General features: G+C 64.5%; 11 protein-coding genes and 1 tRNA gene. 10 read left to right on the top strand and 2 right to left on the bottom strand.

Translation table 11 applies throughout. The annotated features are described in order from the left end of the window. The first annotated feature begins 66 nt into the window (after positions 1 to 66). Positions 67 to 1,896, top strand: a complete 1,830-nt coding sequence (locus DX905_RS09400) for an ABCB family ABC transporter ATP-binding protein/permease (protein WP_116091116.1) — start codon at positions 67 to 69, stop codon at positions 1,894 to 1,896. Between the two features lie 50 nt (positions 1,897 to 1,946). Then, positions 1,947 to 2,022: transfer RNA gene (locus DX905_RS09395), tRNA-Glu, on the top strand. A gap of 195 nt (positions 2,023 to 2,217) precedes the next feature. Here the strand turns inward: DX905_RS09395 and DX905_RS09390 are convergent. Continuing rightward, complete coding sequence (locus DX905_RS09390; protein WP_116091115.1) at positions 2,218 to 5,049, bottom strand: TonB-dependent receptor plug domain-containing protein; 2,832 nt, start codon at positions 5,047 to 5,049, stop codon at positions 2,218 to 2,220. 286 nt (positions 5,050 to 5,335) lie between these two features. On the opposite strand from DX905_RS09390, the gene DX905_RS09385 reads away from it, so the two are divergent. Together DX905_RS09385 and DX905_RS09380 are read left to right on the top strand one after the other, a co-directional pair. Next, the gene (locus tag DX905_RS09385; RefSeq protein WP_116091114.1) at positions 5,336 to 7,429 is read left to right on the top strand and encodes a S9 family peptidase; all 2,094 of its coding nucleotides are present in this window, start codon (positions 5,336 to 5,338) and stop codon (positions 7,427 to 7,429) included. A gap of 92 nt (positions 7,430 to 7,521) precedes the next feature. Further along, entirely contained in the window at positions 7,522 to 8,667 is a 1,146-nt protein-coding gene (locus DX905_RS09380) for a dipeptidase (protein WP_116091113.1), read from the top strand. A 22-nt stretch (positions 8,668 to 8,689) separates the two neighbouring features. On the opposite strand, the gene DX905_RS09375 is transcribed toward DX905_RS09380, so the two are convergent. Beyond that, positions 8,690 to 9,316 (bottom strand): helix-turn-helix domain-containing protein, encoded by a 627-nt coding sequence (locus tag DX905_RS09375; RefSeq protein WP_116091112.1) that lies wholly within the window; start codon positions 9,314 to 9,316, stop codon positions 8,690 to 8,692. Positions 9,317 to 9,537: 221 nt separating this feature from the next. Between DX905_RS09375 and DX905_RS09370 the strand changes: the two genes are divergently transcribed. The 6 genes from DX905_RS09370 (at position 9,538) to DX905_RS09345 (ending at position 17,739) form a co-directional block, all read left to right on the top strand. Further along, a complete protein-coding gene (locus DX905_RS09370; protein WP_116091111.1) occupies positions 9,538 to 11,565 on the top strand; it encodes a serine hydrolase domain-containing protein in 2,028 nt (675 codons plus the stop codon). After that, complete coding sequence (locus DX905_RS09365) at positions 11,565 to 12,575, top strand: dipeptide epimerase (protein WP_116091110.1); 1,011 nt, start codon at positions 11,565 to 11,567, stop codon at positions 12,573 to 12,575. Before DX905_RS09370 ends, DX905_RS09365 begins: the two co-directional genes overlap by 1 nt. A gap of 57 nt (positions 12,576 to 12,632) precedes the next feature. After that, a complete protein-coding gene (locus tag DX905_RS09360; RefSeq protein ID WP_116092454.1) occupies positions 12,633 to 13,886 on the top strand; it encodes a dipeptidase in 1,254 nt (417 codons plus the stop codon). A 174-nt stretch (positions 13,887 to 14,060) separates the two neighbouring features. Next, entirely contained in the window at positions 14,061 to 15,146 is a 1,086-nt protein-coding gene (locus tag DX905_RS09355; RefSeq protein ID WP_116091109.1) for an N-acetyltransferase DgcN family protein, read from the top strand. Continuing rightward, the gene (locus DX905_RS09350) at positions 15,146 to 16,279 is read left to right on the top strand and encodes a YkvI family membrane protein (RefSeq protein ID WP_116092453.1); all 1,134 of its coding nucleotides are present in this window, start codon (positions 15,146 to 15,148) and stop codon (positions 16,277 to 16,279) included. The genes DX905_RS09355 and DX905_RS09350 overlap by 1 nt, the downstream gene beginning before the upstream one ends. After that, a complete protein-coding gene (locus DX905_RS09345) occupies positions 16,279 to 17,739 on the top strand; it encodes a serine hydrolase domain-containing protein (protein WP_116091108.1) in 1,461 nt (486 codons plus the stop codon). The genes DX905_RS09350 and DX905_RS09345 overlap by 1 nt, the downstream gene beginning before the upstream one ends. Positions 17,740 to 17,756: the final 17 nt, after the last annotated feature.

Raw genomic sequence — 17,756 nt, 5'->3', positions numbered from 1 at the left:
CCTTGGTTCGCCCCGCGGGTAACCGAAAGTTTGCGGATCGGGCGCTGCACCCTATCTTGACCGGTGATGCCGCCTTCCACCCCCGCCGACGCCCCGCCCAATCCCGAGAACGGCTTTGGTGCGCTCCGCCGCTTCCTGCCCTATCTCTGGCCGAAAGACCGGCCGGCGCTGCGGATGCGCGTGGCGGTGGCGATGCTGCTGGTGATCGGCGCCAAGTGCATCACCTTGCTCATGCCGTTCGCCTATAAGGGCGCGATCGACCGGATGACGCCGGGCCACGAGGCGGTCGGCCTCGCCATGGCTTTGGTCGTTGCCTATGCCGGCGCGCGCTTCGGCGGCACATTGTTCGACAATCTGCGCAACGCGATCTTCGAGCGCGTCGGCCAGGAGGCGGCGCGCAAGCTCGCGCTGGAAGTGTTCGGCCACCTGCACCGCCTGTCGCTGCGCTTCCATCTCGAACGGCGCACGGGTGCCGTCACCAAGGTGATCGAGCGCGGCACCAAGAGCATCGACACGATGCTCTATTTCCTGCTGTTCAACATCGCGCCGACGATCTTCGAGCTGGCGGCGGTCTGCATCATCTTCTTCACCAAATTCGGCCCCGGCCTGGTGGTCGCGGTGGCCCTGATGGTCGTGATCTACATCTCCTTCACCCGCCGCATGACGGAATGGCGGATCGCGCTGCGTCGCGAATGGACGCGCTCCGACAGCGAGGCGACGCAGAAGGCGGTCGATTCGCTGCTCAATTACGAGACGGTCAAATATTTCGGCGCCGAACGCGTCGAGCAGGACCGTTATGGCGAGAGCGTCAAGCGGCTGGTCGACACCACCACCAAGGTCGAGACCTCGCTCGCGTGGATGAATATCGGCCAGGGCTTCATCACCAACCTGATGATGGCCGGCGCGATGGCGTACAGCGTCTGGGGCTGGAGCAAGGGCAAATTCTCGACCGGCGACGTGGTGTTCATCAACACCATGCTGAGCCAGCTTTTCCGTCCGCTCGACTTCCTGGGCATGGTCTATCGCGAGATCCGCCAGGGGCTGATCGACATGGAGGCGATGTTCAAGCTGGTCGATACGCCCGAGGAGGTGACCGATGTCGCGGACGCGACGGATCTGATCGCCCAGGGCGGATCGGTGCGGTTCGAACAGGTCGACTTCTCCTACGATCCCGAACGCCGGATCCTGACAGGCGTCGACTTCGCCGTCCCCGCCGGCGGCACGTTGGCGGTGGTCGGCCCGTCGGGCGCGGGCAAGTCGACGCTCGCGCGGCTGCTGTTCCGCTTCTACGACGTCACCGCCGGCCGCATCCTGATCGACGGACAGGATATAGCCCGCGTCAGCCAGGCCTCGCTGCGCCGCGCGATCGGTATCGTTCCCCAGGATACGGTGCTGTTCAACGACACGATCGGTTACAACATCGCGTACGGCCGCGCCGGCGCGAGCCAGGCCGAGGTCGAGGCCGCCGCGCGCGGCGCGGCGATCCACGATTTCATCACCTCACTGCCCGATGGCTATGACACCAAGGTCGGCGAACGCGGATTGAAGCTATCCGGCGGCGAGAAGCAGCGCGTCGCGATCGCGCGCACCCTGCTCAAGGATCCGCAATTGCTGATCCTCGACGAGGCGACCAGCGCGCTCGACAGCCGCACCGAGGCCGCGATCCAGGACACGCTCAACCTGCTCGCCCAGCGCCGCACGACGATCATCGTCGCGCATCGCCTCTCCACGATCGTCCACGCCGACGAGATCATCGTCATGGACAAGGGCCGGATCGCCGAACGCGGCAGCCATGCCGGGCTGGTGGCGCGCGGTGGGCTCTATGCCGAGATGTGGGCGCGCCAGCAGGCCGAACAGCGCGAAGCCGAAGAAGCGGCCGAGGCTGAAGCTGCCTGAGCTTGACGGTGAGGGCGCGCCCACATAAGAGCGCGCCTTCCGTGCAGACCGGCCCCTTCGTCTAGCGGTCTAGGACGTCGCCCTCTCACGGCGAAAACACGGGTTCGAGTCCCGTAGGGGTCACCATCCACTGCTTTCATGGCAGACGGGCACGTTACAGCGACAAATCGTTGGCGGCATTTCCGAAGATGGGAAGGTCTGCCTTCATGAGGCGGATTCGACCAACAGCAATTGGTGGAGGCCCGCACCTAGGGTTGTGCGAGCCTCCACCCTTCTGCACTCCGCATTCGCCCGGGCCCCCGCCCGGCTAGCAAACTGCCGCTAGAATTTCACACGGGCGCCGAAGGTGAAATAGGTACCGATCGCGTCGTAATGGATCGGCCCGGCGGTGCTGATCGGGGGATCGCGATCGAACAGGTTGGCGATATTGCCGAAGAAGGTGAAGCGGTCGTTGACCTTGAACTGCGCACCGAGGTCCACATAAGTCCTCGCGCTGATATCGTTATTGAGCAGCGTGACGTTCGCCGGTGCGCCGGGGCTCGGGATGCGCCCGTCGAGCAACTGGTTGAACTTGCCGCCGCCGACGTAGCGGACGCGCGCGTCCAGTCCGAGCCGGTCGGTCTGATAGCTGAAGCTCAGCGTACCGCGCCATTTGGGCGTGCCGTTAGTGACGGTTTCGCCGACATCGCCCGCGACGTTGATGGGGGTGGCTGCACCGGTCGAGAAGATGACCCGGTCGACATGAGTCGCCAGCGCCCGGATCCGCAGCGACCCTGGGATATGGCTACTCAGTTGAGACAGCGGCACCAGATACGAGGCCTCGAAATCGATGCCGCGGGTCTTGAAGCTGGCGATATTCTGCGCGTTGGCGAACACCTGGGTGATCGTCTGGCTAACCGGATCGCGTATCACCCGATCGCACGCCGCGGCATTGCCGGCGGCGCAGGCGGCGGACAGGTCCGACCCGCTAAGCGTGGCGATCGCACCATTGATCTTGATATCGTAATAATCGACCGACACGCTCAGCCGGGGAATGAAGGACGGGGAATAGGATCCGCCGAAGGTCAGCGTCTTGCCAATTTCCGGCACCAGATCCGGGTTGCCGCCGCGATAGGTGCTCACCAGGGTTGGCGCGGAATTATATGGCGGGGTCGGCGGCCGGTTGGCGGTATCCCGGTCAACCACTGGGCCGATGCTGAGGCTGCGCACCGCGAACAGATCGCCGACATTGGGCGAGCGGATGTCGCGCGAGCGGGTTGCTCGCAGCATCAGATCACCGAAGAAGCGTACCGTGCCGCCATATTTCCATGACCAGATGCCGCCACTGGTGCTGTAATCCGAATAGCGTGCGGCCCCGTTCAGATCGAGCTTCACCGCCGTAGCATCAAGCACCGGGACCGCGAGCTCGCCATAGCCTTCCTTGACGTTGAACCCGCCCGACACGGGGCTGGTATATAGCGAGAAGCCGCCGAAAGCGGCCTTCTTATCCAGCGCGCCGTTGGTCGCGACGACCTCTTCCCAACGTGCTTCCGCACCGAGCAGGCCGGTGATCGGCCCAGCCCAAAGCGAGAACAGGTCGGCCTGGACATGGACGTCTGCGGAATCCAGCTTGCTGACGGTATGCGAATATTCGGTCCCGCGGGTATAAGCTAAGGCAGCCGCGGAGGCATTATTGGGGCCAAACGGATTGAGCGGCGCGCACGCCGCATCGTCGTTCGTCGTGCTGGCATCGGCATTGATCGCGCAGACGATATTCCCCGAAGCGTTCCTGACAGCGTTGATGGCGTTATTGAACTGCGGAAAGAAGGTGGCGTTCTTCAGCCGCTGAGTCGCGACGACTTCGCCATGGCTGTAATGCGCCGCATATTTGATGCCGCTCCCAAGCTTTCCGTCGACGCCAATCGCGCCCTCATAGGTGGTGCGAAGCGCGTCGAACTGCAGGTTATAGATATCGTTATAGTCGCGCATGAAGGTGAACCCGCTCTGGCCCGCTGCCGTGAGCCGGCTGCGGATTGCTTGCGACAGAAAGGGGTTCGCCGCCGAGATCGTGATGGGTGCCGAAGCCAGATAGTCCGGCAGGAACTTGCCGTCGTTTACGTGCGAGCGTCCGTAGGTGCCGTCGATCCAGAAGGTCGCGCCGCCGACGTCATAACTGGCACGCGCATAAGCGTTGATGCGCTGGACCGGCAGCGCCACCGCGACATCGTCGTACAAGCCGCGCGCGTCGGACCCGCCAACACCCCGTGCGTTGGGAGCATCGAACGGCCGGAGAGTGCCATCTTGATTGAAGGTCTGGCCGGCGAGGACGCCGCTCGTGATGAGGCCGCCCGGCGTATAATAGGTGCCGTATGGATTGGTGTTAACATCCCGTACTCGCGTCTGCCGCTTGGGGAAGGCGGGGTCGAGCGCGAGCAGCGCGGCGCTACCGAGATTCTTGCGCGAGTTGCGATCTGAGATGCCTTTGTCATCCAGATATTCGGCACCGATCATGAAATGCCCGGCCCCATCGGCAAAGCTGGTGCCGTACGTGGCGTCGGCCCCGTAGCGAGCCCCGTCCCCGCGCGACGAAATGCCGCTTGAGGCGCCGACCGCCAGGCCCTCAAGGTTCTTCTTGAGGATGATATTCACCACGCCCGCAACCGCGCCTGAACCATAGGCCGCCGACGCACCGCCGGTGACCACCTCGGCGCGGTCGACCAGGCCGAGCGGAACGAAGTTGAGGTTGTTGGCTCCAACGAAACGGCGGCCGTTGATCAGCGTGAGCGTTCGATCCGAACCCAGGCCGCGCAGATCGACCGGCGCGGTGCCGCTCGATGTATTGCCCACAGATACCTGCGGCGTAGTGGTTGGACGAAACTGCGGCGAATCGTTCAGGACCTGCTGAATGTTGGGCCGGGCCCCTAGGCGGAGTTCGGTATCGCCGATCACGGTAGTCGGCGTCGGCTGATTGAATCCTGCGCGTTCGATGCGTGATCCCGTCACGACGACTTCGCTCTGATCCCCGGTGCCCTCGGCTGCGTCCTGGCGGCTGGAATCCTGGGTCGCGGTTGTCTGGGCAAGCGCTCCGCTGGCATTGGCGAGCGCGATTATAAGCGCGAGGGCGCTGGCTCCCTTGAATTTGCGGCTGCCGTAAAGGTTCGAAAATCCGCGCATGATAACCCCCTAATTGCTTCGACCGCTCCCTGCGGTCTGGGCAAGCTCTGCCGGCTGTTGGCCGTGCTGCAGGTCATAATGCATATTATCCTGAATGAGACAAGTCGTCCCGATGAGGCGCGTCTCAGCCTGAATATCGGCGGTTATCCGCTTTACGGTCCTAGTGTGGCTACATTGGCGCTATCTCATGATCGTTGACCTGTCCTGAATAGGACAATAGCTCTCCAATCGAGCGTAGCGGGAAGCCTGATGCGGGTGGAGGCAAAGCTGTGGAGGAGACAGGGGAATGCTGAAGCGCTTATCGATGCTAGCGGGGTTCGCCGCTATGGCGCTCCCGGTCCTGGCCGCCGCCCCGGCCACGCCTCCCGGCCTCGAGTCCTTCCTCGCTTATAAGTTCGTCGGCAGTCTCACGGCACCGGAGGCGGGGGATCGCGTCGCGTGGATGGAGTTGCACAAGGGATTGCGCAGCATCTGGCTGGCGCAAGGCCCCGATTACCGCCCGCGCCAACTCGTCGCAGGCAAGAGCGACGATGGTCAGGATCTGTCCGAGCTCGCTTTCTCACCCGACGGCCGCACGCTGGTCTGGGTACGCGGCGCGGTGGACCATAATGGCTGGGCGAACGGCCTCCCTGCGGCCAATCCGGCTTCCGCTGTTGTGCAGCCACAAATGGAAATCTGGGCCTCGGTAGACGGTCGCGCGCCGGTCAAGGTCGGGGAGGGCGAGGAGCCAATAGTCTCGGCCAGCGGCAGGATCGCCTTCCTGCGCGACAACCAGGTGTGGACGGTGGCCGCCGATGGTAAGGGCAAGCCTGAAAAACTCTTCTACGATCGCGGCAAGATCGACAGCCTGGCATGGTCACCCGACGGTGTCAGACTCGCTTTCGTCTCGCGGCGCGGCGACCACAGCTTCATCGGCGTCTATGGCGGCCCCGACCGGCCGATCAGCTGGCTCGCACCCGCGACCGCGTTCGACGATTCGCCGGTCTGGTCGCCTGACGGCAGGCACGTCGCCTTCGCCCGGCGGCTGGGAATAGCGGACGCCCTCGCCTCGCCGTTGCTCGCCACGCCCAACCCCTTCTCGCTGTGGGTAGCGTCACCCGATGACGGCACAGGCCGGCTGGTCTGGCAGAGCCCCACAACGCCGGAGGGCTCCTATCCGGCCGTTCCCGATGGCCTGTTCCTGATGTGGGGAGCGGGCGACCGGCTCATCTTCCGCGCCGAAATGGACGGGTGGCCGCATCTCTATTCAATTCCGGCCGGCGGCGGCCAACCATTGCTGCTCACGCCCGGACCTTTCATGGTCGAGCATGTCACGCTGACGCCCGACCGGACGGCGCTGCTCTACAGTGCCAATACCGGCGGAGCCGCCGGAGACATCGACCGGCGCCACCTTTTCCGCGTGGCGGTCGATCGGCCTGGTCCGCTCGCACTGAGCAGCGGAACCGGCCTTGAATGGCTGCCCACGCCACTCGCCGGCGGCAAACTGGCCTATGTCGCCTCGACGCCCGCAGTCCCGCCGCGTGTTGCGCTGGCGAGCGCCGCGGGGCGAGGCCCTGACTTCCTGTCCACAACCGACGCCAGCTTCCCCTCGAACGTTCTGGTGGCTCCGAAGCCGGTCACCTTCACGGCCCGGGACGGGCTGACGATCCATGGCCAATTGTTCCTGCCGCAGCGGCGCGCCGGCAAGCATCCGGGATTGATCTTCGTCCATGGCGGGCCACCCCGCCAGATGCTGCTCGGCTGGTCGTACATGGATTATTACACGCACAGCTATGCCATGAACCAATATCTGGCATCGCGTGGCTATGCGGTCCTGTCGGTCAATTACCGGCTCGGCATCGGCTATGGTCGCGCCTTCCAGCATCCCGCCAAAGCGGGCGCGATCGGCAATTCCGAATATCAGGACGTCGTGGCGGGCGCGCATTTCCTGCAGGCGCTGCCGGAGGTCGACGGCGGCCGTATCGGCATCTGGGGCGGCTCCTATGGCGGGCTCCTGACCGCACAGGCGCTCGCGCGCGACAGCGACCTGTTCAAGGCCGGGGTCGACTTCCACGGGGTTCACGATTGGTCGATCGGGCGCAACGCCCCGCCACGCTATGAGCAGGGCGATTATGCGGCCCTGATGAAGCTCGCCTTCGAAAGCTCACCCGAGGCGGCGCTCAAGAATTGGCGCTCACCCGTTCTGCTCATCCAGGGAGACGATGATCGCAACGTCCGGTTCGAGCAGACCGTCGATCTTGCCCGGCGACTTGCCGCGCAAGGCACAGCCTATGAGGAGCTGATCTTCCCCAACGAAGTGCATGGCTTCCTGCGGTACGATACGTGGCTGCGAGCCGATGCGGCGATGGTCCGCTTCCTGGATGCGCAGCTGAAGCCCTGACTTCGAGCTATTTAGCCTGATCAGAGAATCTTCTCTTTTCAGGCGCAATAAATCGCCTAGACTGATGTCCTGGAATATGGGGAGCGGCTGCTATGAACAGGTCCAAATTGTCGCGTCGGGCATTACTCGGTGGAGTGGTGGCGGCATCGGGGGCCATCGCCTTTCCGATGGTCAATGCAGGGATGTATCGCGCCCACGCCGCTTCGCCCAAGCGCTATTCGAAACGCGTCATGGACGTGGTCGAGAGTTCGATCGTGATCGATATGCTCGCACCTTTGTCGCTCGACCTGCGGCCCGAAACCATCGCCAACGAATTGTCAGAGCAGCAGATCGCCGACTTTCGTGCGAGCGGCATCACCGGCTTTCACAATTCGTTCGGGATCGGCGGCCCCGATGCATATGCGCAGGTTCTTAAATATCTCGCCGGCTGGAGCGCCTATGTCGGCCACAATGATCGCGTCTTCACGCTGGTCAACGATGCCGGCGACATCGACCGCGCCAAGCGGGAGCGAAAGGCCGCGGTCATCATGGGCCTCCAGGATTCGGATCATTTCCGGTCCGCCAAGGACGTCGCGGTCTTTTATCAGCTCGGCCAGCGCTGCTCGCAGCTGACCTACAACAACCAGAACCGGATCGGATCGGGCTGTACCGACCGCGTGGATGGGGGTGTAAGCGACTTCGGCGTCGAGATCGTCCAGGCGATGAACGCCGTGGGCATGCTGGTCGATACGTCGCATTGCGGAGACCGGACGACGCTCGACGCGATCGAGCTGTCGCCCGTGCCGATCGCGATCACGCACAGCAATTGCCGGGCGTTGAACAATCATCCCCGCACCAAGACCGACGAAGCGATCAAGGCGCTGGGCGCCAAGGGCGGCGTGATGGGCATTACCGGCGTGCGCAATTTCGTGAGCGCCGCCGAGCCGACGACGATCGCCAACGTCGCCGATCATATCGATCATGTCGTGAAGCTGATCGGCATCGATCATGTCGGCATCGGCACGGACGCGGATTTGTATGGCTATGACAAGATGGCGCCCGACCAGTATAAGATGCTCAAGGCGGGCTATAAGGGCAGCTACAGCTTCCGGGACAAGATCGACATCGAGGCGTTCAGCGGCCCCTTGAAGATGTACAATCTGGCCGAGGAGCTGGTCCGGCGCGGCTATGCCGATGCCGATATCGCCAAGGTGCTCGGCGGGAATTTCCGCCGCCTGCTCGGCACGACGTGGAAATGAGCGAGCTGCGCTGACCGGGCGGTCAGCGCTCGCCGTGCATGGTGATCAGCGAATCCATCAGGTCATCATCGGCGCTCGACATCACCGCCAGCGTCACGGCCTCTTCGCAATCCGGGCCGGCGAGGTAGGCGTGGCCCATGTTGGAATCGATGTAGATCGATTCCCCCGGCTCGAGCGTGACCGGATCGTAGAATTCGGTGTGAACGACAATCTGGCCCTTCAGCACGTAGATGAACTCTTCGCCGGCATGATGGACCAGCTCCCCGAACTCGTCGAGCGAGCGCGCGCGGATGGTGGTGATATTCGGGATCATGCGCTTTCGGCGCAGCTCCGCGCACAGATAATAATAATCGTAGTTCGCAGTCTGGACGCGAAAGGCGTTATCGCGCGTGCCAAGGCTCCGCCGCGCCGTGACCGACGCGACCGGCGGGGGCGCATCGCTCTCCGCGAACAGGTCGGACATGCGGATATTCAGCCGCGCGCTCAATTCCTGCAGCTTGTCGTAAGTGAGCGTCAGGCGATTATGCTCGACCTTGGAAAGCGTGGATACCGGAATGCCGGTCCGCTCGCTCATCTCGCGCAGGGTCCAGTTATTGCTGTTGCGCAGTTCCCTGATTACCGCTCCGAGTGTCGAGCGCCGTTTCGCCATGCCTTGTTCGGCCTATTCCGTTTTCCAATTCGGATCGCGTAGCATCGTTACGCGCAGGCGCGCAATGCGCGCTTTGGGTCCATTCCCCTTAGGACGCGCGCCTGAGCGCGGCATCAGCCGCGCGCCGACACTATCGGTTGACAATTCTCCGATTAGGATAATAATTCTCCTTTGGGCAAAAGATGCCGTTCTGGCGCGCGTCCATTCAAGGGGCAGGGGCAATGCGGTCTTTCAAGGGTTGGGCGCTGGGCGCGCTCGCGCTGATCATGGGAAGCGCTGCCATCGGCCAGAGTGATAGGCTCGCGCCGACGCTAGCACCCACCGAGGCCGCGCGGCCTTCGACGACACCGGGTGAAAGCGCTCCCGCCTTTGATGCCGGCCCGCACAGCCTGACGAAGGCGGACGTCGACACCTGGCTCGATGGCTATCTGCCCTACGCGCTCCACAGCAGCGACATTCCGGGCGCGGTCGTCACGATTGTGCAGAACGGGCAGCTTCTCACCGCCAGGGGTTTCGGCTTTGCGGATGCGGCCAAGCGCACGCCGGTCGACCCTTATCGCACGCTGTTTCGTCCGGGCTCCGTATCGAAGCTGGTCACGTGGACCGCGGTCATGCAGCAGGTCGAGCAGGGCAAGCTCGACCTCGACACCGACGTCAACCGCTATCTCGATTTCAAGATTCCGCCGCGCAACGGCAAGCCGGTGACGTTGCGCCAGATCATGACGCACACCGCCGGCTTCGACGAAGCGGCCAAGAGCGTCATCTTCTACGATCCCGGCCATTTGCGCCCGCTCGGCGAGTTCCTGAAGAATTCGCTGCCGGCCCGCATCTATGACGCCGGCACGACCCCGGCTTACTCCAATTGGGCAACCGCGCTGGCGGGCCATATCGTCGAGCGCGTATCGGGCGAGCCGTTCGACGATTATGTCGAGCGGCACATCTTCGCGCCGCTGGGCATGAAGGATGCGACCTTCCGCCAGCCGCTGCCCGCGCGGTTGAGGCCTGTGATGGCGACGGGCTATCGCAAGCCCGGATCGCCTGCTGCGTTCGAGCTGGTCGGCCCGGCGCCGGCAGGATCGCTCTCCGCGACGGGCGTGGACATGGCCAGGTTCATGCTCGCCCATCTCGAGGGCGGCGCGCTCGACGGCAACCGCATCCTGCGTCCGGAAACCGCGGCGATGATGCACAACAGCCCGCTCGATAAGATCAATCCTTATTCGCTGATCCCGCCGCTCGACCGAATGGAGCTCGGCTTCTTCGAAACCAATGTGAACGGCCATGAGGTCGTCGGCCATCTCGGCGATACCGCCGCATTCCACACTTCGCTGCATCTGTTCACCAATGATGGCGTCGGCTTCTACATCTCGTTCAACAGCCCTGGCCGCGCGGGTGCGGCGGGAACCTTGCGTACTGCGATCTTCCAGGATTTCGCCGATCGCTATTTCCCGAACACGGTGAAGGACGGGCTGGTCGACGCGCAAACGGCGAAGAAGCATGCGCAGATGATGTCCGGCCTGTGGGCCAACAGCCGCGGCTCGCAGACGAGCTTCGTGTCGGTTGCCGGCCTGTTCGGCCAGACCGCCGTCACCGTCGGCCCCAAGGGCGAGCTGGTCGTCCCCGACCTGAAGGGGATCGGCGGCAGCCCGCGCGAGTGGGTGGAGATCGCGCCCTTCGTCTGGCGCGAGCGCAACGGCCATGATCGGCTCGCGGCCAAGGTGATCGACGGCAAGGTGGTGCGCTGGAGCATGGATGGGGAATCGCCCTTCATCGTCTTCGATCGCGTGCCGGCCGGTGTTTCGTCGGCGTGGCTGAAGCCCGCATTATTCCTCAGCCTCGCGATCCTCGCGCTCACCTTCTTCTACTGGCCTGTCACCTGGTATGTGCGGCGGCGCTATCGCGCTCCGATCGGCCTCTCCCGGCAGGGGCTCAAAGCCTATCGCGCAGTCCGCGTCATGGCGGGACTGGAACTGGCGCTGTTGATCAGCTGGGTCGTGGTCGTCAGCGCCATGTTCAGCAACCTGAAGAATCTGGCGGGCGCGTTCGATACAATCCTGTTGCTGCTGCAGGTCGCCGGCGCGATCATCTTCGTCGGCACGGTCGCGATCGCGGGCTGGAACCTGTGGCTGGCGTTCCGCGACCGCCGCAAGTGGACGAGCAAGCTGTGGAGCCTGCTGGTGTTCCTCGCGGCTTTGCTCATCCTCTATTTCGCCATCCGGTTCCACCTGATGACCATTTCGACGCGCTACTGATGGCCAGGCTGAAGGTCGAGGTCGCCACCGAGACATTGCGGTTCGCCGCGCCCTTCCGCATCTCGGGCTATGTGTTCGAGACGTCGGACGTGGTGGTCGTCACGCTGGGAGACGGCATGTATCGCGGTCGCGGCGAGGCGTCCGGCGTCTATTATATGGGCGACGACGTTCCCGCCATGTGTGCCGCCATCGAGCGGGCGCGCCCGGAAATCGAGGCCGGGCCAGACCGCGCGGCGCTACGCGATATCCTGCCGCCGGGCGGGGCGCGCAACGCGGTAGATTGCGCATTGTGGGAGCTTGAAGCGGCCCGCGCCGGCTGTTTCGTGTGGGAGCTCGCCGGCCTGCCCCCGCCGCGCCCGTTACGCACCACCTTCACCCTGGGCGCGGACACGCCGGAAGCGATGGCACAGGCCGCGCGTCGGGATGTCTCGGCACGTTCGATCAAGGCCAAGCTGACCGGCGAGCTGGCGCTGGACATTGCGCGCGTGCGGGCGATCCGCGAAGCCCGGCCGGATGTCTGGCTGGGGGTGGACGGCAACCAGGGCTTCGTCATCGACGAGCTGCCTGCGCTTGCCGACGCACTGAAGACCTGCGGAGTGTCGCTGCTCGAGCAGCCGCTCGCACGGGGGCGCGAGGCCGATCTCGACGGATTTGTCTCGCCGCTGCCGATCGCGGCCGACGAAAGCATTCTATCGTTCGCCGAGCTCGAGCGGGCGCTCGGCCGCTTCGACATCGTCAACATCAAGCTCGACAAATGTGGCGGGCTTACCGAGGGCCTGATGATCGCCGCCGCGGCGCGACAGCTTGGCCTGGGCGTGATGGTCGGCAACATGGTCGGCACGAGCCTGGCGATGGCGCCGGGTTTCATTCTGGGCCAGCTGTGCGACCTGGTCGATCTCGATGGCCCCACCTTCCTGGCGCACGATCGGAGCCCCAGCGTGGATTATCGCGATGGCGACATCTGGGTCGGCCCGGAAGTGTGGGGCTCGCCCATGGCGGTTGCCGCTTGAACGCAGCACGGCCGCACCATCACTATGCCCGCTGAGACCGCGGAAAAGGAGACGACGATGACGCCACGGATGATCGCACTGGCTGGATGTGCGCTGGCGGCGCTCGCGGGTGCGTCCGCGGCTTCGGCGCAGGATTATGCGGCGCGGGTCGCACGCGTGCTGAAAGCCACGCCGCTGATCGACGGGCATAATGATTGGCCGGAAGCGCTGCGCGGGCGCGAGGCCGACGCGCGCTGGACGATGGATCTCCGCGCGGATCTCGACAAGCGTCCGGTGCCCTACAATACCGATATCGCGCGTCTGCGCCGCGGCATGGTCGGCGGCCAATTCTGGTCGGTCTGGGTCTCGGCCAATCTGCCCGGTCTCGAACAGGTCAAGCAGACCATCGAGCAGATCGAGCTCGTGCGCGCAATCGCCGCGCGCTATCCCGAAACCTTCGCGCTTGCCCGCACCGCCGCCGACGTCCGCCGCATTCACAAGCAGGGGCGCATCGCTTCGCTGATCGGCGTCGAGGGCGGCGGGCAGATCGACAACAGCCTCGCCGTTCTCGAAGCCTATCACGATCTCGGCGCGGGCTATCTGACGCTGACGCATACCAAGACGATCGAGTGGGCCGATTCGGCGACCGACAATCCGCAGCATGACGGCCTGACGCCGTTCGGCGAAAAGGTCGTGCTGGAACTCAATCGTCTCGGCATGCTGGTCGATTTGAGCCATGTCAGCGAGGCGACGATGCGCGACGCGCTGCGTGTCTCCCGGGCGCCGGTCATATTTTCCCATTCCAGCGCGCGTGCGCTGGACGATCATCCGCGCGACGTATCGGATGATGTGCTCAAGCTGGTCGCCGCCAATGGCGGGCTGGTGATGGTCAATTACGCGCCGTCCTATGTCTCCGACGCGCGCCGCCGCTGGGAGGCGGATCAGGCAGCGGAAAAGGCGCGCCTCAACGCGCCCCCTTATGGTGGCCTCTATATCGGCCAGCCCGACAAGGCAGCGGCCGCGTTTGCCGAATGGCAGGCTGCGCATCCGCGTCCGCGCGTGACGCTGTCCGAAGTCGCCGATCATATCGAGCATATCGCGAAGGTCGCCGGTGTCGATTATGTGGGGATCGGGTCCGACTTCGACGGGGTCGGCAACGACTTGCCCGATGGACTGGGCGACGTTTCGACCTATCCCGCCCTCCTGGCCGAACTGATGCGGCGGGGCTGGAGCGATGCGGATGTCGCCAAGCTGGCAGGCGAAAACGTGCTGCGGGTCATGGCACGCGCGGAGGCGGTCGCCTCCCAAATTGGCGGGCAGGTTGGCCAATAACGCGCGTTAATCTCACCCAAGCGAGCTTAAAATATCCATTTGGAAATTTATTCTCTAGACGGAAACATGGCCGCGTTGATATGCAGTACAGACGGCAAAGCGAGGGACGAGCGTGGGTAACGAAGTGATCATTGCGCTCGGCAGCTACGCCCTTTCCCTGCGGAGTAGGACGCGATGACGGACGCGCAAACGGCCGCGCGCGATAGCGTTGGCCGCGACCTTTCCGCAGCGGCGGGTGCCAGCGCTTTGGCCTTGCCCACGCCCTACTTGCTGTTCCTTGGCGACGTTACCGAACCGGGTTTCGCCAAGACCGCCTTCGGCCTGCGCGACTGGGCCGGCGATAAATGTATCGGCGAATATTCGTCAAGCCCCGACGCGGTGACGACTGGCCTGCCGCGGCTGACGCCCGCGGAAGCGGCCGCCAAGGGTGCCCGCGCAATGGTGATCGCGGTGGCCAATAGCGGCGGTTACATCCCGCCGAGCTGGCACCCGGCCTTGATCGAAGCGATCGAGGCGGGGCTGGACATCATCGCCGGCATGCACGTGCGCCTCACGGCCGTATCGGGTCTTGCCGAGGCAGCGGGCAAGCATGGGCGGCGTCTGATCGACGTGCGCACGCCGCCCGCCGACATTCCGGTCGGTAACGGCCGCAAGCGCAGCGGCAAACGGCTCCTGACGGTCGGCACGGATTGCGCGCTCGGCAAGAAATATACGGCGTTGGCGCTTGCCGACGCTTTCGCCGCGCGCGGCGTCGACAGCGATTTCCGCGCGACGGGGCAGACCGGGATCATGATCGCGGGCGGCGGCATACCGATGGACGCGGTGGTGTCGGATTTCGAGGCGGGAGCGGCGGAATTGCTGTCGCCCGACGCCGCGCCGGATCATTGGGATGTGATCGAGGGTCAGGGATCGTTGCTCCACCCCGCTTATGCAGGCGTTTCGTTGGGGCTCCTCCACGGCAGCCAGCCAGACGTATTCGTGGTCTGCCACGAGCCGGGGCGGAGCGTCGTGCTCGGGACGGCGGGCTATAGCGTGCCCACGGTCGAGGAGATTATCGAGCTGACGACAATGCTCGGGCGGCGGACCAATCCCGCCATACGCTGCGGCGGCATCGCCTATAACACCGCCGCGCTCAGCGACGACGAGGCCGCGCAGGTGATGGCGGACGATAGCAAACGATTGGGCCTGCCCGTGGCCGATCCGATCCGGCGCGGCGCCGCCTTCGACCGGTTGGTCGCCAACTGCCTCGGCGACGCATGATGAACGAGGCCCGGGAGCAACAAGCCAGCTGGTTCCAGCGCTTCCTGCTCCCCGGCTTCGCCTTCAAGGCGGTCGTCATCGGCGGCGGCTATGCCACCGGCCGCGAACTCGCCGAATTCTTCCTGCCGAGCGGCCCCCGTGGCGGGCTTGCCGGCATGCTGCTGGCGATGGTGCTGTGGAGCATCATCTGCGCGATCACCTTTGCGCTGGCGCGCGCCACACGCGCATTCGATTACCGCAGCTTCTTCAAGCAACTGCTCGGGCCCGCCTGGATCGCCTTCGAGATCGCCTATGTGCTGTTCGTCGTCCTGATCCTGGCCGTATTCGGCGCGGCGGCGGGTGCGATCGCGGCGGCGACTTTGGGTCTGCCGCCGATCGTCGGCACGATCGCGCTGGCACTGGCGATCGTCCTGTTTGCGACCTTCGGAAATGCGTCGGTCGAGCGCCTGTTCAAATATGTCTCCTTCCTGCTTTACGGAGTTTACATCCTCTTCATGCTGCTCGCTTTCGGGCGTTTCGGCGGGCAGATGGCAGAGGGTTTCGCTACGCCCGCACCGTGGGATGGCTGGGCGCTCGGCGGCCTCACTTATGCCAGCTACAATGTCGTCGGCGCGGTCGTGATTCTGCCGGTGATGCGGCATATGACCAGCCGCCGCGACGCCGTCATCGCGGGGCTTGTGGCCGGACCTTTGGCGATGCTGCCGGCGATCCTGTTCTTCACCTGCATGGTCGCTTTCTATCCCGACATCGCCGCCGAGACTTTGCCGTCCGACTTCATGTTGCTGCGGCTGAACCTGCCGATCTTCCACCTCGTCTTCCAGACGATGATCTTCGCGGCCCTGCTCGAAAGCGGCACCGGCGCGGTCCATGCCATCAACGAGCGTGTCTCGGCCGTCTGGCATCATCGCCATGGGCGTGAATTGTCGCCACGCGCGCGCGCCGCGCTGGCGGCAACCTTGCTGATCGGCTGCATGTTCATCGCCGACCGGTTCGGTCTCGTGGCGCTTATCGCCAGCGGCTACCGGATCCTCGCTTACACTTTGCTAGCCGTCTACGTCGTGCCGCTCCTGACGATCGGCATCTTTCGTCTTGTGCGCGGCAGCGCGGCGCGCCCCGCCTTCGGAGAAGCCTGATGTCCTGGATACGTGCCCTCACCTGCGCCGCGCTCGCATGCACCGCACCCGCCGCTCTCGTCGCCGCACCGCAGCGGCATGTTGCCGTAACAGCCAGCAACATCGCCGGGCTTGCCGACTTCGTCGACGGACTGGTCGCGGGCCAGATCGCCAGCCGCGAGGTCGCCGGAGCCGTGGTGACGGTGGTCGCCAACGGCCGGGTGCTATTCACGCACGGTTATGGTCTCGCCAATATCGCGACCCGCACGCCGGTCGATGCACAGCATACGCTGTTCCGCCCCGGTTCGGTGTCGAAACTGTTCACCTGGACGGCGCTGGCGCAACAGATCGAGCAGGGTCGTATCGATCTCGACGCGGACGTAAATCGCTACATCGACTTCAAGATTCCGGACTTCCAGGGCGCTCCGATCCGCGTCCGCGACCTCATGTCGCATAGCCCCGGCATGAGTGACGTCAGCGGAATCATCGTCGCTTCGCCGGACAAGCTCACGCCCTATCAACAGTTTCTGAAGACGCACGTACCCGCCCGTTTATGGCCCGCCGGCACGGAGATCGCCTATTCCAATTATGGCGCGGCGCTCGCCGGTTACATTGTCGAACGGGTCTCGGGCGAGCCCTTCGCGGATTATGTCGAGCGCCACATCTTCAGGCCGTTGGGCATGAACTCGACCACTTTTCGCGAGCCGCTGCCGGCCGCCCTGGAGCCCCATATGGCGGCGGGTCACAGGCTGGTCGACGGACAGCTGGTACCCAAGTCCTACGAATATGTGAGTTCGATCATGCCGGCCGGATCGGCAGCGGCGACGGCGCCGGATATGGCCCGCTTCATGCTGGCGATGCTGAGCGGGGGCGCACTCGACGGCAAGCGCATCCTGCGCCCCGCGACGGTGGCGCTGCTCGAGCGAAATTCGCTGGCCAACGTCCCGGGCCTGCCGGGCATCGCCCATGGCTATCTGGTCTATCGCGAGGCAGGGCCGCGGCTGGTGGGTCATGCCGGCAATACCGGCGACTTCCATTCCGACCTTATCCTCGCGCCGGAAAAAGGCATCGGCTTCTTCGTCTCCTTCACCGGCGGGCAAGGCAGCTCGATCGCGCGGACGGAGTTGCGCGATGCGCTGATCGGCCGTCTGTTTCCGCAGACGCCGGCGCCGCTTTACACCGGCAGCGCCCCGGCGCCGCCGCTCGGCGCCTATCGCGACAATCGCCGCGATTATTCGCGTCCAGCCAATCCCGAGCATGATCTCAAGGTAACGATGCCGAGCCCGCGCGTGGTTCTCGTTACCGCCGAAGGGATCAAGACCGCCTACGAGCAGATCGGGCCGCTGGAATATCAGCAGATCACCGGCGCGCGCGCCGGCGGCCCCTATGACCGGCTCAAATTCTATGGCGGGCCGAAGGACTGGCGCTTCTCCTTGGCCTCGCATCCCTACGAAACCTACCATCTCGTCAAAGCCGATTGATCCGGAGCCCATTCGAG

Source organism: Sphingomonas crusticola, assembly GCF_003391115.1.
In the GTDB taxonomy this organism is placed as follows: domain Bacteria; phylum Pseudomonadota; class Alphaproteobacteria; order Sphingomonadales; family Sphingomonadaceae; genus Sphingomonas_I; species Sphingomonas_I crusticola.
Note: the sequence above shows the minus strand (reverse complement) of the source record. Positions and strands in the feature narration are given on the sequence as shown.

Excerpts from the sequence above, each read along its gene's own strand:
- DX905_RS09345 (WP_116091108.1), top strand. The coding sequence starts at position 16,279 with ATGTCCTGGATACGTGCCCTCACCTGCGCCGCGCTCGCATGCACCGCA.
- DX905_RS09385 (WP_116091114.1), top strand. The coding sequence starts at position 5,336 with ATGCTGAAGCGCTTATCGATGCTAGCGGGGTTCGCCGCTATGGCGCTC.
- DX905_RS09390 (WP_116091115.1), bottom strand. The coding sequence starts at position 5,049 with ATGCGCGGATTTTCGAACCTTTACGGCAGCCGCAAATTCAAGGGAGCC.
- DX905_RS09380 (WP_116091113.1), top strand. The coding sequence starts at position 7,522 with ATGAACAGGTCCAAATTGTCGCGTCGGGCATTACTCGGTGGAGTGGTG.
- DX905_RS09400 (WP_116091116.1), top strand. The coding sequence starts at position 67 with ATGCCGCCTTCCACCCCCGCCGACGCCCCGCCCAATCCCGAGAACGGC.
- DX905_RS09365 (WP_116091110.1), top strand. The coding sequence starts at position 11,565 with ATGGCCAGGCTGAAGGTCGAGGTCGCCACCGAGACATTGCGGTTCGCC.
- DX905_RS09355 (WP_116091109.1), top strand. The coding sequence starts at position 14,061 with ATGACGGACGCGCAAACGGCCGCGCGCGATAGCGTTGGCCGCGACCTT.
- DX905_RS09360 (WP_116092454.1), top strand. The coding sequence starts at position 12,633 with ATGACGCCACGGATGATCGCACTGGCTGGATGTGCGCTGGCGGCGCTC.
- DX905_RS09370 (WP_116091111.1), top strand. The coding sequence starts at position 9,538 with ATGCGGTCTTTCAAGGGTTGGGCGCTGGGCGCGCTCGCGCTGATCATG.
- DX905_RS09375 (WP_116091112.1), bottom strand. The coding sequence starts at position 9,316 with ATGGCGAAACGGCGCTCGACACTCGGAGCGGTAATCAGGGAACTGCGC.
- DX905_RS09350 (WP_116092453.1), top strand. The coding sequence starts at position 15,146 with ATGAACGAGGCCCGGGAGCAACAAGCCAGCTGGTTCCAGCGCTTCCTG.